The organism is Ewingella americana ATCC 33852 (assembly GCF_000735345.1).
GTDB classification, from domain to species: Bacteria; Pseudomonadota; Gammaproteobacteria; order Enterobacterales; family Enterobacteriaceae; genus Ewingella; species Ewingella americana.
This window is the reverse complement of the sequence record NZ_JMPJ01000076.1, coordinates 65,477-83,120: the sequence shown is the minus strand read 5'-3', so window position 1 is coordinate 83,120 and position 17,644 is coordinate 65,477. Positions and strand designations below refer to the sequence as shown.

The following is a 17,644-nucleotide window of genomic DNA, read 5'->3' as shown; positions in this document are numbered from 1 at the left end:
GCCTTTTTCATTATTAACGCTGGCGATGTGGTCATCTGTTGGCGCTGACGTTAAGGTCCTAACCTTGAAGATAGACAATGAGTGGTATAAGTAACAATAAAATCTTGCAGAGCAATTAATGAGTGCTATAAGTGACAAAAATTGAATTTACATGAGTTAACGAGTACTCTACTACTCATAAGACTTTCTGGGGATCCGTATGGAATATTTAACGCTACAAGTTTTCCTGCAAAATCAATGGGTGGATATGGCGCACATCACCTTCCCCGAAAGCGAAGACAACGCCTTTCGAGTCACTGAACTCCATTATGATTCGGACTATGCCGTTGAAAATCTCGGCCGCGATGATAATCACGCGGTGTCACTGAATCACCCTGTTTCTCTGTTCTTTGAGAACGACGGGCCACGCGGCTGGCTGAAATTCCTTGATGATATTATTCCGAGCGGTGCCAGCAGGCGCTATTGGGCAAACTATCTGGATCTTGAAGGCATGGCGGCCGACCAACAGGATTTCGTATTACTGCGCCACGGCACCATGTCGCCGGTCGGTAATTTGAGAATTAAAGAGTCCCTCCCCGACTATCATCCTCAGGCTGAACAGCTCTTTTTCACCCTCGATGATGTGAAAAATAGAGCCTCAGATTTTCTGGATTACGCCCAGCAGCGCGGAGCTGCCGCCGGGGGTGCGACAGGTGCGGGCGGCGAAGCACCAAAACTGTTACTAAGATGCAGCCAGCATGGTCAAATCTGGATTGATACCTACCAGAACGATTCACTCAATCGAGATACACACTATTTGGTGAAATTCCCGCGCGGCAACCGTAGTGAGGTTGACTGCAATATTCTGCGGGCTGAGTTCCATTTCTACCACGAACTTGCGGCAATGGGTTTTGATACCATCCCAACTCAGCATATGCGTCTTGAGGAAGGCCTGAACTACCCTTCTTTATGGCTGCCTAGATTTGATATTTGCTTTGCAGATGATAGCCACATCAAGCGCTTTGGCATGGAGTCAGTCTATTCGGCATTAAGAAAAGCGCCCGGCACGACGCTGTATCATGAGGAAGCCATCAGGGCGCTTATCAATAAAATCACCCACAGCGACACCGTGATTGAACAGGGTTTTGACTTTGATGTTCCCGCCTTTGTGATTGAATGGGTGCGCCGCGATTTGCTCAATATTATCTTTGGCAATAGTGATAACCATGGGCGTAACACGTCGCTGCTCAAGGATGAACACATCATTCGTCTGGCGCCGATATACGATTTCGCCCCGATGAAAGCTGACCCCGAAGGAATAGCCCGAACCACTAAATGGAGTGCGCCATTAGAAATCGGTGGTGAGTATGATTTTGCAGGTATTGCGGCAGCGCTTGATGACCTTGTTCCGGCAGAAACCCTATTAGATGCTTTGAGGGAAACGGCTCAACAGCTCCTCGGCCTTAAAGCAAGATTGGTGGAAAGAGGCGTGCCCGAACAGATTATTAACATGCCGGGGATCGGCTTTGACTTTATCGCTGAAAAATTGCGTCGTTGGGGGCTGCTATGAAAGGTCATGAATCGGCCCCGGTCTCGGCGAAAGAGACCATTCGCAAAATTCGGGAAAGGCAGAAGCTGTTGCAAAATGCCTCAGATTCTCCGGTCGAAAAGCCAGCAACGATGGCAGAGAGTTCCTCGCGTACTCCTACTCGGCAAAGAGTATCTAAAAGCTCAACAGCTGTAAGCACTCAGGACCGGCAAGCCGTGATGCATGGCATCATTAAACAGCTGCTATTGGGCGAGTTAACACAGGGCGGTGCGTTGAAAAAGTTGCGGATCGAGGTGCTGAACCTGAAGCAGGATGCTTATGCAAAATTGGTTGCTGTCTCAAGGAAAACCTTGTCAGACGTCGAGAACGACAAAGGTAATTATACCTCTGACATCATCAACAAATTGTTCAAGCCGTTTGGCCTGCAAGTTGGGTTGGTGCCTGTATCCAAACAGCTGTTAAGCACGCTGTTGAAGTGACGTTCAACCATGCTTAAAAATAAAAATCTGATATTGGGTTTAGTCAAAGACCTTCCCGCTGATCGTATGCCTGCTGGGCTTTGGTCACTTCTGCAAGGCTATTTTGTGTCCACTCAAACAGAGCAAAAAAGGGTTTCTCCAGCGTGCGGCCCAACGGAGTGACGCTGTAGATCACCGCCACGGGCGAAACCGGTAAGACTTCGCGAACCAAGATCCCACTGCGCTCAAGCTTTCTCAGGCATTGAGTGAGGGTTTTCTGCGTGATCCCCTCAAGACGACGTTTTATCTCATTGAAACGTAATGGTCCTTTGGATAATGCGCACAGCACAACGATGGACCATTTATCCGTGATCTGTTCTAACAACAGGCGCGTAGTACAAGCCCTTTGGATTTCATCATCGTTCATTTTGGTCATCGTGGTTCCTTTTTGGGTACCTAATACCTTTAAAGTGCCTAATTGATATTAAGTATACATTCGATACTATCAAGCTCCAACCTACCCGGAGTTCGCATCATGCCTTCATCAAAGTTAGACGCGCTTTTCCAGCCATTAACCATAAAATCACTGCATTTGAACAACCGCATCGTGATGGCTCCCATGACCCGTAAATTTTCTCCACAGGGTGTGCCGGGTGAGGATGTCGCGCAATATTATCGTCGACGCGCGGAGAATGACGTTGGGCTGATTATTTCGGAAGGCACGGCGATTAATCGCCCCGCCGCAAGAAATGAACAAGGAGTGCCTTTTTTCTATGGCGATGCCCCATTAACGGGATGGAAAAATGTGATAGAAGAGGTTCATGCTGCGGGTGGGAAAATGGGCCCGCAGCTGTGGCACGTGGGGGCAATGGCCGGAGTGGACAGCGATGCAACGGCGGATAATCCGGCAGAAAGTCCGTCTGGCCTGCTTGCTCCCAAAATATCTCACGGCGTAACCATGTCCGAAGAGGATATTGCCGATACCATTGCCGCATTTAGTCAGGGGATGGTTGACGCCAAGCGGCTAGGCTTCGACACCGTAGAGATCCATGGCGCGAGCGGCTATCTATTGGATCAGTTCTTTTGGGCGGAGACTAACCTGCGCACCGACGCCTATGGTGGAGCCACCCTCAAACAACGCACCCGCTTTGCTGCCGAAGTGGTCGAGAGCATGCGTAAAGCCGTCGGTCCCGATTTCCCCATTATTTTGCGTCTCAGTCAGTGGAAAATTAACTACTACGATGTCCGTATGGCCGATACACCGGATGCTATGTCTAAATGGTTGATGCCGCTGGTCGAGGCAGGTGTGGATATTCTCCACTGTTCCCAGCGTCGCTTCTGGGAACCTGAATTCCCGCAGATTGATGGCAAAGAGGGGCTGAATTTTGCTGGCTGGGCGAAGAAACTGACCGGTGCCACCACCATCAGCGTGGGTTCTGTCGGCTTATCCGGTGAATTTACCTCTTCCTTTGCTGGCGAAAGTGTACGCCCTGCCAGTCTGGACAATTTGGTACAGCGACTTGAGAAGGATGAGTTTGATCTTATCGCGGTAGGCCGTGCCCTTTTGGGTGATCCGCAGTGGGTGCGCAAAGTGCGTGAGGGTAATACCGAAGGCCTAAAAGATTTCAACGTGTCAGAACTGTCGACACTTTTCTAGAAATTAACACGCCCGGTCATTGATGGCCGGGCGTCGTTACGCGGAGTCTTAATCAAGGGTCTTATCTACGCAGAGAACTTAGCTACACATGCAGCCGCTGCGTTCTGGCTGGCTGTGCAGTGTTTTACGCCAGTCACCCGGCGTTTGGCCGAATTGACGTTTAAAACTGCGATTGAAGGACTGCTGGGAATCGAAGCCCAGAGAGATAGCCACATTGACGATGGGCTCGCCGCTGTTCGCCAGTCGCTCGGCAGAAATATTTAATTTTTTCGCACGAATATATTCGCCTAACGCCGAGCCGGTATGCTCTTTAAACATCCGTTGCAGATACCATTTTGAGTACCCTGCTCGCTCGGCGACGGTGTTGATATCCAGTCGCTCTTCCAGATTCTTGTCGATCCAGTCAGTTAAATCGTGAATAAAATCAGCCGTTTTCATGTTATTTCTCCCGTCTCTCTGACGAAATGTAGTTTCTGGTCTGTTTTTAGACTGACGGGATTTGCGGATAAATGCAAGTATTATTGTTGCATTAAATCTTCGCTTTTTCTCCGTGACCGGCTTCACAGATATCCGCTTTTGAAAACAGCACATAAAGTGCAACAGTAATTCTTGCTCTTTGTTAGGGACCTCCCTACAATCCCCCCGACTTAATGTATCTTTCATTGATACTTTAAATTTAGCAACACCTCTTTTCTCGCTGCAAAATTGTGTCATTGAACGACGCAAATCGGACAAAAGCCCGCTCAGGCAAAGGACGTTACCCGGATGACAGGATCCGGTTGTATTGCCTGACTGAGCTTACTCACTGGAAATAAAAATAATGGCAAGTCTGCAAAACCCAATGGTTAAACGGGGCCGCTCACTTCGCGCGCCTCTGCTCGCACTGCAACTCTCTTTGGTTGCGATCTTGGTCACGGTTCTCACTGCTTGCGACAACAGCACAGCAAAAAATGGCCCGCCTCCCCCTCCGGGCGTAAGCGTGGCGGATGTCGTCGTCAAAAAGATTAACCAATGGGATGATTTTAACGGCCGTATTGAAGCCGTACAGAGTGTGCAACTGCGCCCGCGCGTATCGGGTTATATCGATAAAGTGAATTACACCGAAGGTCAGGAAGTTAAAAAAGGCCAGGTTCTGTTCACCATCGATGACCGCACCTATCGCGCCGCCCGCGAACAGGCTCAGGCCGAGCTGGTTCACGCGCGCAATCAGGCGAATCTGACCCGCAGCGAGTCAGGCCGTACTGAGAAATTGATTGGCACTCAGGCCGTCTCCACCGAGATCTGGGAGCAGCGTAAAGCCGCCGCATCGCAAGCGCAGTCCGACGTTCTTGCCGCGCAGGCCCAGCTGGATGTTGCTCAGTTAAATCTCGACTTCACGCAGGTCACCGCGCCAATCGATGGCCGCGCCAGCCGCGCCATGATAACCGTGGGTAACCTGGTGACTGCCGGTGACAGCGCGAGCGTGCTCACCACGCTGGTGTCACTCGACAAAGTCTACGTTTACTTTGATGTAGATGAAGCCACTTTCCTGCGTTATCAGTCACTTGCCCGTGATGGTCAGCATATTGCCGCGCCGGGAACCCAGTTGCAGGTCAACGTTGGTCTGGCGGGTGAACAGGGTTATCCGCACACCGGCTATGTCGATTTTACCGACAACCAGCTGAACTCCGGTACCGGGACTATTCGTATGCGCGCCGTGCTCGATAACAGCGAACGCCGCTTCACGCCGGGCCTGTTTGCTCGCGTGCAAATGCCGGGCAGCCCGCAGTTTGACGCGGTGCTGATCAACGATAAAGCCGTGCTGACCGACCAAGACCGCAAGTTTGTCTATGTGCTTGATAAAGATGGCAAGGCGCAGCGTCGCGATGTCGAATTGGGCCGTCAGTATTCAGGTCTGCGTATTGTGCAAAAAGGTTTAGTCAGCGGTGACAAAGTCATCGTCGATGGTGTGCAGAAGGTGTTTATGCCGGGCATGCCGGTGAATGCCAAGACGATTGATATGGCTTCAACTGTCGCTTCTAACTAAGCCCTGAAAGAGAATCCTGAATTATGGACTTTTCCCGCTTTTTCATCGACAGACCGATTTTTGCCGCGGTTCTGTCGATCCTGATTTTTGTTGGTGGCTTAATCTCCATCCCGCTTCTGCCGATCAGCGAATACCCAGACGTGGTACCGCCGAGCGTGCAGGTGCGCGCCGTGTATCCGGGTGCCAACCCGAAAGTGATCGCCGACACCGTGGCTACGCCACTGGAAGAGTCGATCAACGGCGTTGAGAACATGATGTACATGAAATCTGTGGCTGGTTCTGACGGCGTGCTGGTCACCACCGTGACTTTCCGTCCGGGTACAGACCCGGATCAGGCGCAGGTTCAGGTGCAAAACCGCGTGTCTCAGGCGCAGGCTAGATTGCCGCAGGACGTTATTCGCCAAGGGATCACCACCCAGAAGCAGTCGCCAACGTTGACGCTGGTGGTGCATCTGTTCTCCCCTTCCGGCAAGTACGACTCGCTGTATCTGAGTAACTACGCCACGCTGAAAGTGAAAGATGAGTTAGCGCGTCTGCCGGGTGTCGGTCAGGTGCAAATTTTCGGTGCCGGTGAGTACGCGATGCGCGTCTGGCTTGATCCGAACAAAGTGGCGTCGCGCGGCTTAACGGCTTCTGACGTGGTCAATGCGATGCGCGAGCAGAACGTTCAGGTCTCTGCCGGTCAGCTTGGCGCAGAGCCGATGCCGACCAAAAGCGACTATCTGCTGTCGATTAACGCCCAAGGTCGCCTGCAAAATGAAGAAGAGTTCGGCAATATCATCCTGAAAACCAGCGATGATGGCACCGTGGTGCGCCTGCGCGACGTGGCTCGCATTGAGATGGGCTCGGGCAACTACGCGCTGCGTTCCCAGTTGAACAACAAAGATGCGGTGGGGATTGGTATCTTCCAAGCGCCGGGCGCCAACGCCATTAACCTTTCTGACGCCGTGCGCGACAAAATGGCCGAGCTGGCAACGCGTTTCCCAGAAGGCATGACCTGGAAAGCGCCTTACGACCCAACCGTGTTTGTGCGTGACTCCATCAGCGCGGTAGTTCATACGCTGCTTGAGGCCGTGCTGCTGGTCGTGCTGGTGGTGATTCTGTTCCTGCAAACCTGGCGTGCGTCGATCATCCCTCTGCTGGCGGTGCCTATTTCGGTGGTCGGTACCTTTAGCGTGCTCTATCTACTCGGTTTCTCGCTCAACACGCTAAGCCTATTCGGGCTGGTGTTGGCGATAGGGATCGTGGTGGATGATGCCATTGTGGTGGTGGAAAACGTCGAGAGGAACATAGAGGAAGGACTCTCGCCGCTGGCGGCCGCTCATCAGGCGATGCGCGAAGTGTCTGGGCCAATTATCGCCATTGCCTTGGTGCTCTGCGCGGTATTCGTGCCGATGGCCTTCTTGTCAGGCGTGACCGGCCAGTTCTATAAGCAGTTTGCGGTCACCATTGCCATTTCAACCGTGATTTCGGCGATCAACTCCCTGACGCTCTCCCCGGCGTTGGCTGCGCTGTTGCTCAAACCTCACGGCGCGAAGAAAGATGTTCCGACGCGAATCATCGATCGCCTGTTCGGCTGGCTGTTCCGTCCGTTCAACCGTTTCTTCCATAAAAGTTCTGAACGCTATCAGGGCGCGGTTTCCCGTACGCTTCACCGTCGAGGTTCAGTGTTCGTGGTTTACCTGCTGCTGCTGTGCGGCGCGGCCTTTATGTTCAAACTGGTGCCGGGTGGTTTTATTCCGACCCAAGACAAGATGTACCTGATTGGCGGCGTGAAGATGCCAGAAGGTGCCTCCCTTGAGCGTACGGATGCGATGATCCGCAAGATGAGTGAGATTGGGTTGAGCGTGGACGGCGTGAGTGATTCAGTCGCCTTCCCCGGCCTGAATGCGCTGCAATTCACCAATACGCCGAATACCGGGACGGTGTTCTTTGCCTTGAAACCGCTCAATGAGCGCACCCGCACCGCGGCGGCGATCAATGCGGAAATCAATGCCAAGATTTCGCAGCTTCAGGAAGGTTTTGCCTTCTCTATTATGCCACCGCCAATTCTTGGTTTAGGTCAGGGTTCCGGCTATTCACTGTATATTCAGGACCGCGCGGGTCTGGGCTATGGTGCGTTGCAAACCGCGATCAATACCATGTCCGGCGGCATCATGCAGACCCACGGCATGGGCTTCCCGATTTCGTCTTATCAGGCCAACGTTCCACAGCTGGATGCCAAGATTGATCGTGATAAAGCCAAGGCTCAGGGCGTGTCGCTGGATGATTTATTCAGCACGCTGCAAACTTACCTCGGTTCGACCTACGTTAACGACTTCAACCGCTACGGCCGTACTTATAAAGTGATGGCGCAGGCCGATGGTCCATATCGTCAAACGATTGAAGATATCTCCAACCTGCGCACCCGCAATGACAAAGGTGAAATGGTGCCGATTGGCAGCATGGTGAACATCACCACCACTTATGGCCCAGACCCGGTGATTCGTTATAACGGCTTCCCGGCGGCGGACATTATTGGTGATGCCGATCCGCGCGTGTTGTCTTCGACCGAAGCCATGACCAAGGTGAGCGAGCTGGCGGATAAAGTCTTGCCGAACGGCATGAATATCCAATGGACTGACCTGAGCTATCAGCAATCAACGCAGGGCCACGCGGCGCTGATCGTCTTCCCGGTAGCCATCCTGTTGGCGTTCCTGGTGCTGGCGGCGCTGTATGAAAGCTGGACATTGCCACTGGCGGTCATTCTGATCGTGCCGATGACCATGCTCTCCGCGCTGTTTGGCGTGTGGCTCACCGGCGGTGACAATAACGTCTTCGTGCAGGTTGGGCTGGTGGTGTTGATGGGGCTGGCTTGTAAGAACGCCATTCTTATCGTCGAGTTCGCCCGTGAGCTGGAAATGCAAGGCAGAGGGATTGTCGAAGCGGCGCTTGAGGCGTGTCGCCTGCGTCTGCGCCCTATCGTCATGACGTCGATTGCCTTTATTGCGGGGACTATTCCGCTGATTCTGGGCCACGGCGCGGGTGCGGAAGTGCGCGGAGTCACGGGTATTACCGTGTTCTCCGGCATGCTGGGGGTAACCCTGTTTGGCCTGTTCCTGACGCCTGTGTTCTACGTGGCCTTGCGCCGACTGGTAACACGTAAAGATCGTCAAGAAACCGTGACTGCCTGAAGGTAAATAGCAGAAAGCAAAAAGGCCGGGTTAATAACCCGGCCTTTTTTATGGCTCAGTTTCAAACAACACTGAGCACTGATTCTCAATGAAAGCTGCCTTAGCTTATTTCTCGGCGGAAGCTTCTTCATCCTGTTCCGTGCAGGCGTTTTTCTTATCGCTGCACCAGCTGCGAGTGTCATTGCACTCAAACTCACTCAGCGCGTCGGCCACGGTGTGGCGAGCCAGCACGGCCAAAGAAGCTTCTTCAGCTTCGCTAACGACCGATTTGAAGTACCAGCAGGCGTTGGCGCTCACCAAGCACTTAGCCTCCACCGCCGGGCGGGAAGCCCAAATGCGTTTGTCATCAATCACGGCGGTGTAAATGTCACGCAGGGTGATTTGATCCGTCGGGCGGCCGAGAGTGATGCAACCGGTACGGCCAAGCGTCGAGACAATAATGCCGTTACGCGTTAGCGGAACCATCAACTTGCGAATAAAACTGGGGTTAGCTTCCAGAACCTTAGCCAAAACCGCACTGGTTGCACGTACGCCGGTTTTTTCGGCTACGGCGACGCTGAGTACCATTTGCATTGCAGTCGGAAAGCGAAAATCTAACATGTCATTGTCCTGAGCGACGAAGTTCTAAAAGTATATTGGCTTTAGTCAAATACGCCAAAATGCTGAACGTCAATTGGACAATAATATAACAAACACTGCTGCAATATTGAAGTTTAGCGCCCTCGGAGCGCACAGATAGACTATGTTTCAGACGTTTTCACCCTCGCCACGCGCATAAGTTCTATACAGTAGTCATTGTTAATTCAGGCTAAAGGATGACAACTTGGCACTTTAGGGCCTTCGCGTGATAAACGCACAAATGGCTTACTGCCGCTAGGGTTGTTGCGGGGGTTGGGATTCGCTGAGTTACATTTTCTGTGCCGACCAAGTTGGCAGTGGCGACTGATTGGATAGCAATAAATGCGCTTTTCACAAAAGCAGGAGTGAAAATCAGAAAATGGTTGTTCTAAATTTTTAGCCGACTGATAAAATGAGACATCCATCACACTTATGACGCCCCAATGTACAAAACTATAATCTTCGTTTGCTCCGCCTGCTTGCTGTTAAAATTAGTCATGGATTGGCAGGTTATTCTGCAAGTCGCTGATAACTAATCATTGCATCAATCAATCCCATAATCCAAGCATCTTAAAATCTCAGGATTATGGGATTTTTGAATCCTATAATCACCTAATCATAAAATCTCAAGATTCAATGATTCTCCGCCTGATAAATTGCCGTCACGGCCTGTTGGTTAGCATTTAACACCTCATCCAACGACATCTTACCTTCCAGAAGTGCCGAGATATTCTTACCCACTGCGTCTCCCATCTGATCAAAGCCCGGAATACTGACATATTGCACGCCCTGATAAGGTACCGGGAACAGCGTTGGCTGCTCGGGGGTGGCGGTTTCCAAGGCCTGTTTCACCCTTGCCGCGTAAGGAGCCAGCTTTAGATAATGTGGTTCGGCATAAGTCGAGTTACGGCTGCCGGGAGGAATTGCGCCCCAACCTACCGTCTGCGCCACTTGTTGAATATAAGCGGGTGACGTCGCCCACGTAATGAAGGCCTGCGCCTGTGCTTTTTGGTTGCTGCTTTGCGGCACGGCCAGCGACCAAGCCCAAAGCCAGTGCGAACCGTTAGCGGAAATCGCCACCGGAGCTGGCGCAAAGTCGACCTTATCCGCCACCATCGAGATTTGCGGATTGGTCACCATGCCCGCCGCCACCGTACTATCGACCCACATCGCACATTTACCCTGTGAAAATAGCTTCAGGTTTTGCCCAAAGCTGTTCGACTTAGCGTCCGGCGGGCCATAATTTTGCTGCAGAAAAACGTAATCTTTTAAGACGTTACGCCATTCATCGCTATCCAGATGGGGTTTCCAGTCAGCGTCGAACCACTCCGCCCCATAGGCATTGGCCATGGTAGTCACCAACGCGACGTTGTCACCCCAGCCCGCCAGCCCGCGGAGGCAAAGTCCGTAAACGCCTTGTGATTTATCCGTCAGTTGAGCAGCCAGATTTTTAATTTCATCCCAGCTTGGGTTATCTGGCATGGTCAGATGCTTAGCCGTGAACAGGTCTTTACGGTAATAAGTCATGCTGCTTTCACCATAGAAAGGCAAGGCGTAGAGCCTGTCCTGCCATGATAAAGCGCTGCGAATGGGCTTGAGTAAGTCGTCAACGTGGTAATCAGCGGGCAAGTTTTCCAGTGGCGTTAGCCAACCTTTTTGCCCCCACAGCGGGACTTCATAAGTGCCTACGGTTATCACGTCAAAGTTGGCCTTGCCGCTGCTCATGTCGCTCAGCACCTGCTTGCGCAGTTCGCCGTCATTCATCACGTGCCACTCAAGCTTGATATCAGGATGAGCCTGCTCATAACTGCTTGAAAGCTGCTGCATGATGGTCATGTCACCATTGGCGATGGTGGCGATTTTCAAGGTGATCACAGCATGAGCATTCAGGCTAAACGCCGCTAACGCCGGAGATAACACCCATTTTAACCATTTGAAATCAAGCATTAACCGGCTCCAGCGTAACAGGGGGCGCGGTCTTGACTGGTTCAATAACCGGCTGCTTACTCTCTTCAATTTGCGCGGTGGTCGGCGCTTTCTTTAAATGGAAGAAAGCCATTTTCTCCACCAATTTGCTGGCATGAGCATTTACCGTCTGGCTGGCGGCAGTAGCCTCTTCAACCAGCGCCTCGTTTTGCTGGACGGCACTCTCCATGTGCACAATGGCGACATTTACCTGCGTGATCCCGCTCGACTGTTGGTTACTGGCTACGGCAATCTCAGCCACAAAATCCACGACTTTCACTAACCCATCGTTGATTTCATTCAGGGTTTCACCTGAACGCAGCACCAGCTTGCTGCCGATATCCACTTTGCTGACGCTGGCCTGAATCAGAGTTTTAATCTCCTGCGCCGCTTTTGCCGATCGCTGCGCCAGTTGGCGGACCTCAGAGGCTACCACGGCAAATCCTCTGCCTTGCTCACCGGCGCGGGCAGCTTCAACCGCCGCGTTCAGCGCCAGCAAGTTAGTTTGGAAAGCAATTTCATCAATAACGCGGTTAATATCACCAATCTTCTTGCTCGACTGCTCAATATCTTGCATCGCCGTGACAGCGTCACTTAATACCGCACTGCCCTTTTGAGCATGTTGGCGTACGTTTTGGACTAACTGGCTGGCCTGCGAAGCATTATCAGCATTGAATTTCACCGTTGCCGTCATCTGCTCCATGCTGGCTGCGGTTTGTTCAAGAGAGCTTGCCTGCGAGTGCGTTCGGGCCGACAAATCATGATTTCCCTCGGCCATCTGTTCTGCCGCCTGGCTTAGTGCCTGAGCGCTCTCTCCCACGTCGCGTACTATTGATGACAGCCGGGCGTCCATCTGCGCCAGCGCCTGCATCAATCCGCCCATCTCATCCCGTGGGATATCGCCGATATGGTGATTCAAACCACCTGCCGATATCGATTCGGCAAGGCGTTTAGCCCGGCGGATAGCCGCTGTCAGTGAGCGAATCAGCAGGCCTCCTGCAATTAAGGCAATCAGTATCCCAGCGGCGAGAATGCCTAACATACTGTTGCGCATAGTGTTAAAGGCATTAGAGCTGGCGCTGTAGTTTGCTTCGGCCTGCTGGCGCATCAGGTTATCCAGCGCATCGATGTCTTTTTGCAGCGCGAGGCTGCCCGAGCGCAGGCGAGTTTCAATAATCACTAAGGCTCCGGATGGATTGCCGGAGGACAACAGAATACCCGCGTCACTCAGCGCGACCTGATAATTTGACAGGTCTTTGAGAAAGTTTTGGCGCAAAGATGCACTGCCAGAAACCGTCGGCGTTGACTGATAGCCCTTCTGCTCGGCGACGATTTGTTTGCGGTACGTGTCGATTTGCTGCATCCGCTGGCTCACTTCATCGCTATCGGTCCAGTAGCGCAGCGTTTCAAACAAGGTGGCGGACTGAAGCTGTGTCAGTCGGTAAAGCTTGGCGGAGTGTTGCAGAGGAAGTAGTTCGGTACGGTAAGTGGATATGGCTCTCTGGTCGGCTGCGCGTAATCCGATGATCCCCCACCCCGTGGTGATTGCTAGCAAAATACACAGCAAACTGACGATGCCGATCAGTCGCGTGCGAATGGTGAATCGCATAACGCACTCCATAACCTAAGATAAAAGCGATTAATCTGCGGGCTGTCGACACTCCAAAACCAGCGTGATGTCACCACCCAGAGAACAACTTATCGGCAGTTAATGGGTAAACTTTATGCAGCGGTATAAATATTTGGCATGCTTTTCAAGCTGTAAATCTCATAATCCAAGCATCACATAATTACAGAATCCTATGATTTACCGAAGTTCCAGATTTAGAAATCCCTGAATCATGAGATGTTAAGATTCAAAAATCTCACAATCCTTACATCCCAGAATCACCAAATTACTGGCAGCAGAATTTAGCTCATTCCTGTTACCCCCTCCCCTCCTCCGCCATCAACACACGGCACAACCACCTTTAACCAATTGATTTAATATTAATGATTACAGGATTATGAAATCATTAGATTCCAACATCCCAAGATTAGCTTTACAACTCTCAACCTCACATGATTCTAGAATCCCATACTCCTAGCATCCAACAATTATAAAATCATTGGTCATGAGATTTAAGGATTTAAGGATTTAAGGATTTAAGGATTTAAGGATTTAAGGATTTAAGGATTTAAGGATTTAAGGATTCTAAAATCATAGGATACAGTAATTCTATTTTAGAAGGAGAATCGCATGTTTCATATTTCGGATAGGTAAAATCCTGAAATCTTATGATTCTAGAATGAAAGGATTCCAAGATTGCATGACGATAGCAGCTCAAGATTGTGGAATCTTAGAATCTCATAAGGCTGGGATTTAGATGATGCTGGAATCCTGAAATTCTAGAATCCTAATGCCCTGAGATTCTAGGATGAGATAATCACAAGATTGTATAATCGTAAGATATCGTGACCCTAAATCATGCAATCTTAGAATCCTAGGATTATGCAATCATGAGATTTCAAAATCCGGAGATATTGAAATCCTCGCCGTCGAACATTATAGTATCCCGTACTCATGAGATTCATGGATTTCATAATCACAGAATCCTGAGATTATATGATAAAGATAGCTTGAAATCTTATAATCCCAAGATTCAAAGATGCTGAAATCTCATGATCCCATCATCCATCATCAAGAGGTTGCAATGGCAGCGAAAATAATTTCCTTCCTGAACGGGAAGGGCGGGGTAGGGAAGACCACAACGTCCATTAACATCGCAACCTGTCTCGCCAGACAAGGACACAAAGTTGTGATGGTCGATACTGACCCACAAGGCAGCATCAGTAACTGGTATGACGAAAGCAAGTGCCAGTTCGACCTTGCAGAGGCAGCGTCGGAGAAAGAGGTTTATACCGTCAGAAAACAGCTGAAGGAGTATGACTACGTAGTGATCGACGGAGCAGCGGCCATTTCGGCAATTTCGTCCGCAGCGGTCATGGTAAGCGATTTGGTGTTAATTCCGGTTACTCCCTCACCTTTAGACTTTGCGGCCTGTGGCGCTATCCTGGCGGTCGTAGAAGCGCGTGAAAACCTGCAACCCGTGATTGCGCGTTTTCTGATCACCAAGAAGGTGGCTTCGGCTAAAATGTTAGAAGTGTTGAAAGAGTCGATTGCCGACACTGGCGTGCCAGCACTCAGAACAGGCACCTCTCAGCGTCAGGTTTATGTCCGCACCATGATGGATGGCGGCACGGTATTCGATACCACTGACGGCAATGCGAAAGGGGAGATTGAAATTATGACTAAAGAGATCATGGAGTTGCTGAAATGAAAATGAAATTAGGCCAGCATCGGCAACTCAATACGGCGCTAGAGGCCGTATCTAAACCGCCATCCAGTGTCAAAAAGCTGCAAACCAATATCGATGAAGATCTGCATAAGCGCTTCAAGACCAGCTGCTTTTTGCAAGATCGCGAAATGAAAGATGTTCTGACCGAGCTGATCGAAGGCTGGTTGATCCACAACGAACGCATTTAATCCCCGCTCTGCATGCTGATCAGCGATGGTCAGCATGATCTTCTCACTTCTTCGGCAACCTCCATCAGACGCCTGTTTTAGTGGAAGGATCCAAAGATCTAATAACTCTTTTGTTTCTTTTTAACTTTAAACCTTTCTCTTTAGAGCACCTTTTTCACTTTTATTATCATGAGGTTACACGCCTATATGTGGAGTGATTTCATGTCTCATGTGGAGATCATTCCTGTTGAATGTGGATCCTTTTCCTGTTCCAAGTGGAGTAATTTCCTGTGGATAACTTTCGGAAAATCATGATCTTACATATGTGGAGCAATTTCCTGTTGATAACTCAGGGCCGTTTCGGACTTTTAGCATTTTAGCAGGATCCTCGCCACTAAGCGTTATGTGTAAAGGGTTTAGCTCCTCAACAAACAGGGGAGAGTACCAAAGGTGGAGAAATTTCCTGTTGGTCTGCCCGTCCTTATGTGGAGACTTTTCCTGTTACCGCGTCACGGATGAGTCACTGGCTTGAACAGCTGCAGTAATGGCTAAAGGTGGAGAGATTTCCTGTTACGGTTCTGGTTGCCTAATGTGGACACTTTTCCTGTTCGCGCTGCAATACTTGCTCTTAAACCTCCGCTTTATACTTTTCACTAAATCATCCACTTATGGCCGTTGTGACAGCGTCACATTGTTATATGTGGAAAGATTATCTGATCATTTAACATCTCTGCATACGTGGAGAGATTTCCTGTTAACAGGCGTGGATCCCTTATCAATAGGCCTTTCCAAAAGGGGGCAGGGCGATATGTGGAGAAATTTCCTGTTGCCTCGGACTCAGCTATATGTGGAAACTTTTCCTGCTGCTTGGTGAAGGCTAATGTGGAAAGATTTCCTGTGATGGGCATCGGCACAGCTAGAAACCAGTAAATAGCGGGATGAGAGCTGGATCACACAACCCAATAACTCTGTCGGAAGTTCATATGTGGAGAGATTTCCTGATCCCAACCGAAAGAAATCTCACATTGGGTTGCACGGCGAAGTGCGATCCTTATCGCTTAATGTGGAGGAATTTCCTGTTCGGTCAGCGCCACAAATCGCCAAGGATCTTATCTTGCGAGACATCTCGAAAAATCTTATGTGGAGAAATTTCCTGATCGCACTTTTTTGGAACTTACATAACATAATGATATTAAAGAATTAATTAGTTAGTATTTTTGCTTTACGGCAGCAATTTATATGTGGAATAATTTGTCTACATTCCACCTATGGATCCTGCGACATGGAACTCAATAAACTAACCGTTGTTCAGGGAAATGATCTTCTTGAGGGCGCTTATAGCGTTACGCTTGATGAGATGCGGTTACTCAATTTGGCTTTAGCCCAAATCGATAGCAGGAAACCACAGCCAGACACTCTTTACCGACTTTTCCCTCAGGATTATCAGCGGATCTATGGCGTGAATCCCACCAGCAGCCACAGACAGCTGCGCGAAGCCGCTGAAAGCTTGATGAAAAAGCCGGTTACTATCTACAAGCCGGATGCTAAAACCGGCAAGATCCGAACGGTTCAGCTCTCTTGGTTCTCGCGACTTGAGTATGTCAGTAGCGACGATCACAGCGCCGTCGTGCTGCGTTTCGGCCAAGACGTTGCCCCTTATCTCTATGAATTAAAAGAGTCTTTTACCAAACTTAATTTTGCCAACATTGCCAAGCTGGATACGCCGTTCTCGGTGCGATTGTATGGCTGGTTGATCAAAGCCAAGAACCTTTACGGCCGTCGCCCCGGCAAAGCCATTGAGGTGACACTGGATCTTAATTGGATGCGCGAGAAGGCCGGTTTGGCGGGCAAATACGAGGATTACCGCGACTTCCGCCAGAAGCTGCTGGAGCCGACGATCAACCGGATCAACGCCAATACCGACATCTCCGTGGTATGGGAGCCGGTGAAGAGTGGCAGAACCGTGGTATCGATTAAATTCGCCTACATGGACGAGTCCACGCCAGAGGCCACCAAGCCTATGCGACCACGCCTACCGCGTCGCCCACGCGCTGTAGCAGGCTCGCAGCTTGAGGGGGAGTGGGCACGTCGCTGTATCGCCATATTCGAAGATTATCGAATTAAATTAGCTAATTACGATGCTGATGAAAAATCCGCAGTGCCGGATCTTCGCAAGCTGGCGGGCTGGTATAAGATTATTGGCGATAAGAACAAACAGAAAGAAGTGATGGCTGAAGTCGGTTCCCGCAGCAAAAAAGCCGCCGCGAAGTGATGCCGCAGCAAACACAAAATCCGCTTTAATCTTCACGTAATTACGCGTAATTAACTTCTGAAGAACACCTTATTTCGGCGCTCTCCCTCAGGGGAGGGCTCTTTTAATATGGCTTACATGGTTAGTAAGTGCTTACTGGGTGAGAGCAGGAAATCATTCCACCTTTAGCACATCCGGGTGTTTTTCAGTGGCCGCTTCGTGGAAGATGTCGCCGAGGTAAGTGGCTATCTCATGCTCTTCTATAAAGTCTGGAATAGCGACCTGATGATTGAGCGAGTACTTCCGTTCGGGCAGCGCCACGTTGAAAACCTGCCAGCGACCATTGACCTGCTTTACGCCCAACAGGCGCCCGAACACGTTGTAAATCATCATCTGCCCACCCCTTGGTTACATTCTTCATTATGGCTATTTTAGACGTGAGTATAAGCTGCTGTATGGTTCA

Annotated in this window: 14 protein-coding genes; 8 read left to right on the top strand and 6 right to left on the bottom strand. The window is 50.4% G+C overall.

What is annotated here, in order from left to right:
- Positions 1 to 199 precede the first annotated feature (199 nt).
- Both GEAM_RS21950 and GEAM_RS21945 read left to right on the top strand, forming a co-directional pair.
- On the top strand, positions 200 to 1,549 hold the full coding sequence (locus tag GEAM_RS21950) for a type II toxin-antitoxin system HipA family toxin (protein WP_034796156.1): 1,350 nt from the start codon (positions 200 to 202) through the stop codon (positions 1,547 to 1,549).
- Positions 1,546 to 2,007 (top strand): helix-turn-helix transcriptional regulator, encoded by a 462-nt coding sequence (locus GEAM_RS21945; RefSeq protein ID WP_034796155.1) that lies wholly within the window; start codon positions 1,546 to 1,548, stop codon positions 2,005 to 2,007. Before GEAM_RS21950 ends, GEAM_RS21945 begins: the two co-directional genes overlap by 4 nt.
- 43 nt (positions 2,008 to 2,050) lie before the next feature.
- Here GEAM_RS21945 and GEAM_RS21940 read toward each other — a convergent pair whose 3' ends face one another.
- Positions 2,051 to 2,422 carry a winged helix-turn-helix transcriptional regulator gene (locus GEAM_RS21940; RefSeq protein ID WP_034796154.1) on the bottom strand — a complete coding sequence of 124 codons (372 nt, stop codon included), beginning with the start codon at positions 2,420 to 2,422 and terminating at the stop codon, positions 2,051 to 2,053.
- Between the two features lie 99 nt (positions 2,423 to 2,521).
- Between GEAM_RS21940 and GEAM_RS21935 the strand changes: the two genes are divergently transcribed.
- On the top strand, positions 2,522 to 3,643 hold the full coding sequence (locus GEAM_RS21935; protein WP_034796153.1) for an NADH:flavin oxidoreductase: 1,122 nt from the start codon (positions 2,522 to 2,524) through the stop codon (positions 3,641 to 3,643).
- Positions 3,644 to 3,721: 78 nt separating this feature from the next.
- On the opposite strand, the gene GEAM_RS21930 is transcribed toward GEAM_RS21935, so the two are convergent.
- Complete coding sequence (locus GEAM_RS21930) at positions 3,722 to 4,081, bottom strand: helix-turn-helix domain-containing protein (RefSeq protein WP_034796152.1); 360 nt, start codon at positions 4,079 to 4,081, stop codon at positions 3,722 to 3,724.
- Positions 4,082 to 4,484: 403 nt separating this feature from the next.
- Here GEAM_RS21930 and GEAM_RS21925 point away from each other — a divergent pair, with 403 nt between their 5' ends.
- Positions 4,485 to 5,669, top strand: a complete 1,185-nt coding sequence (locus tag GEAM_RS21925; protein WP_072009951.1) for an efflux RND transporter periplasmic adaptor subunit — start codon at positions 4,485 to 4,487, stop codon at positions 5,667 to 5,669.
- Between the two features lie 23 nt (positions 5,670 to 5,692).
- Positions 5,693 to 8,842, top strand: a complete 3,150-nt coding sequence (locus tag GEAM_RS21920) for an efflux RND transporter permease subunit (protein WP_034796147.1) — start codon at positions 5,693 to 5,695, stop codon at positions 8,840 to 8,842.
- A 105-nt stretch (positions 8,843 to 8,947) separates the two neighbouring features.
- Here the strand turns inward: GEAM_RS21920 and GEAM_RS21915 are convergent, their stop codons facing one another.
- From GEAM_RS21915 to GEAM_RS21905, 3 genes are all read right to left on the bottom strand, one after another.
- Positions 8,948 to 9,442 carry an Rrf2 family transcriptional regulator gene (locus tag GEAM_RS21915; RefSeq protein ID WP_034796144.1) on the bottom strand — a complete coding sequence of 165 codons (495 nt, stop codon included), beginning with the start codon at positions 9,440 to 9,442 and terminating at the stop codon, positions 8,948 to 8,950.
- Between the two features lie 651 nt (positions 9,443 to 10,093).
- Complete coding sequence (locus GEAM_RS21910) at positions 10,094 to 11,407, bottom strand: ABC transporter substrate-binding protein (protein WP_034796141.1); 1,314 nt, start codon at positions 11,405 to 11,407, stop codon at positions 10,094 to 10,096.
- Positions 11,400 to 13,034, bottom strand: coding sequence for a methyl-accepting chemotaxis protein (locus GEAM_RS21905; protein WP_072009949.1), 1,635 nt, complete (start codon positions 13,032 to 13,034; stop codon positions 11,400 to 11,402). The genes GEAM_RS21910 and GEAM_RS21905 overlap by 8 nt, the downstream gene beginning before the upstream one ends.
- 1,084 nt (positions 13,035 to 14,118) lie before the next feature.
- Here GEAM_RS21905 and parA point away from each other — a divergent pair.
- The 3 genes from parA (at position 14,119) to GEAM_RS21890 (ending at position 17,202) form a co-directional block, all read left to right on the top strand.
- Positions 14,119 to 14,745 carry a ParA family partition ATPase gene (gene parA / locus GEAM_RS21900; RefSeq protein WP_034796139.1) on the top strand — a complete coding sequence of 209 codons (627 nt, stop codon included), beginning with the start codon at positions 14,119 to 14,121 and terminating at the stop codon, positions 14,743 to 14,745.
- Entirely contained in the window at positions 14,742 to 14,951 is a 210-nt protein-coding gene (locus GEAM_RS21895) for a plasmid partition protein ParG (protein ID WP_034796136.1), read from the top strand. The genes parA and GEAM_RS21895 overlap by 4 nt, the downstream gene beginning before the upstream one ends.
- Before the next feature lie 1,261 nt (positions 14,952 to 16,212).
- Complete coding sequence (locus GEAM_RS21890) at positions 16,213 to 17,202, top strand: replication initiation protein (RefSeq protein ID WP_034796133.1); 990 nt, start codon at positions 16,213 to 16,215, stop codon at positions 17,200 to 17,202.
- Positions 17,203 to 17,355: 153 nt separating this feature from the next.
- Here the strand turns inward: GEAM_RS21890 and GEAM_RS21885 are convergent, their stop codons facing one another.
- Entirely contained in the window at positions 17,356 to 17,574 is a 219-nt protein-coding gene (locus GEAM_RS21885) for a DUF7661 family protein (protein ID WP_034796129.1), read from the bottom strand.
- Positions 17,575 to 17,644 lie beyond the last annotated feature (70 nt).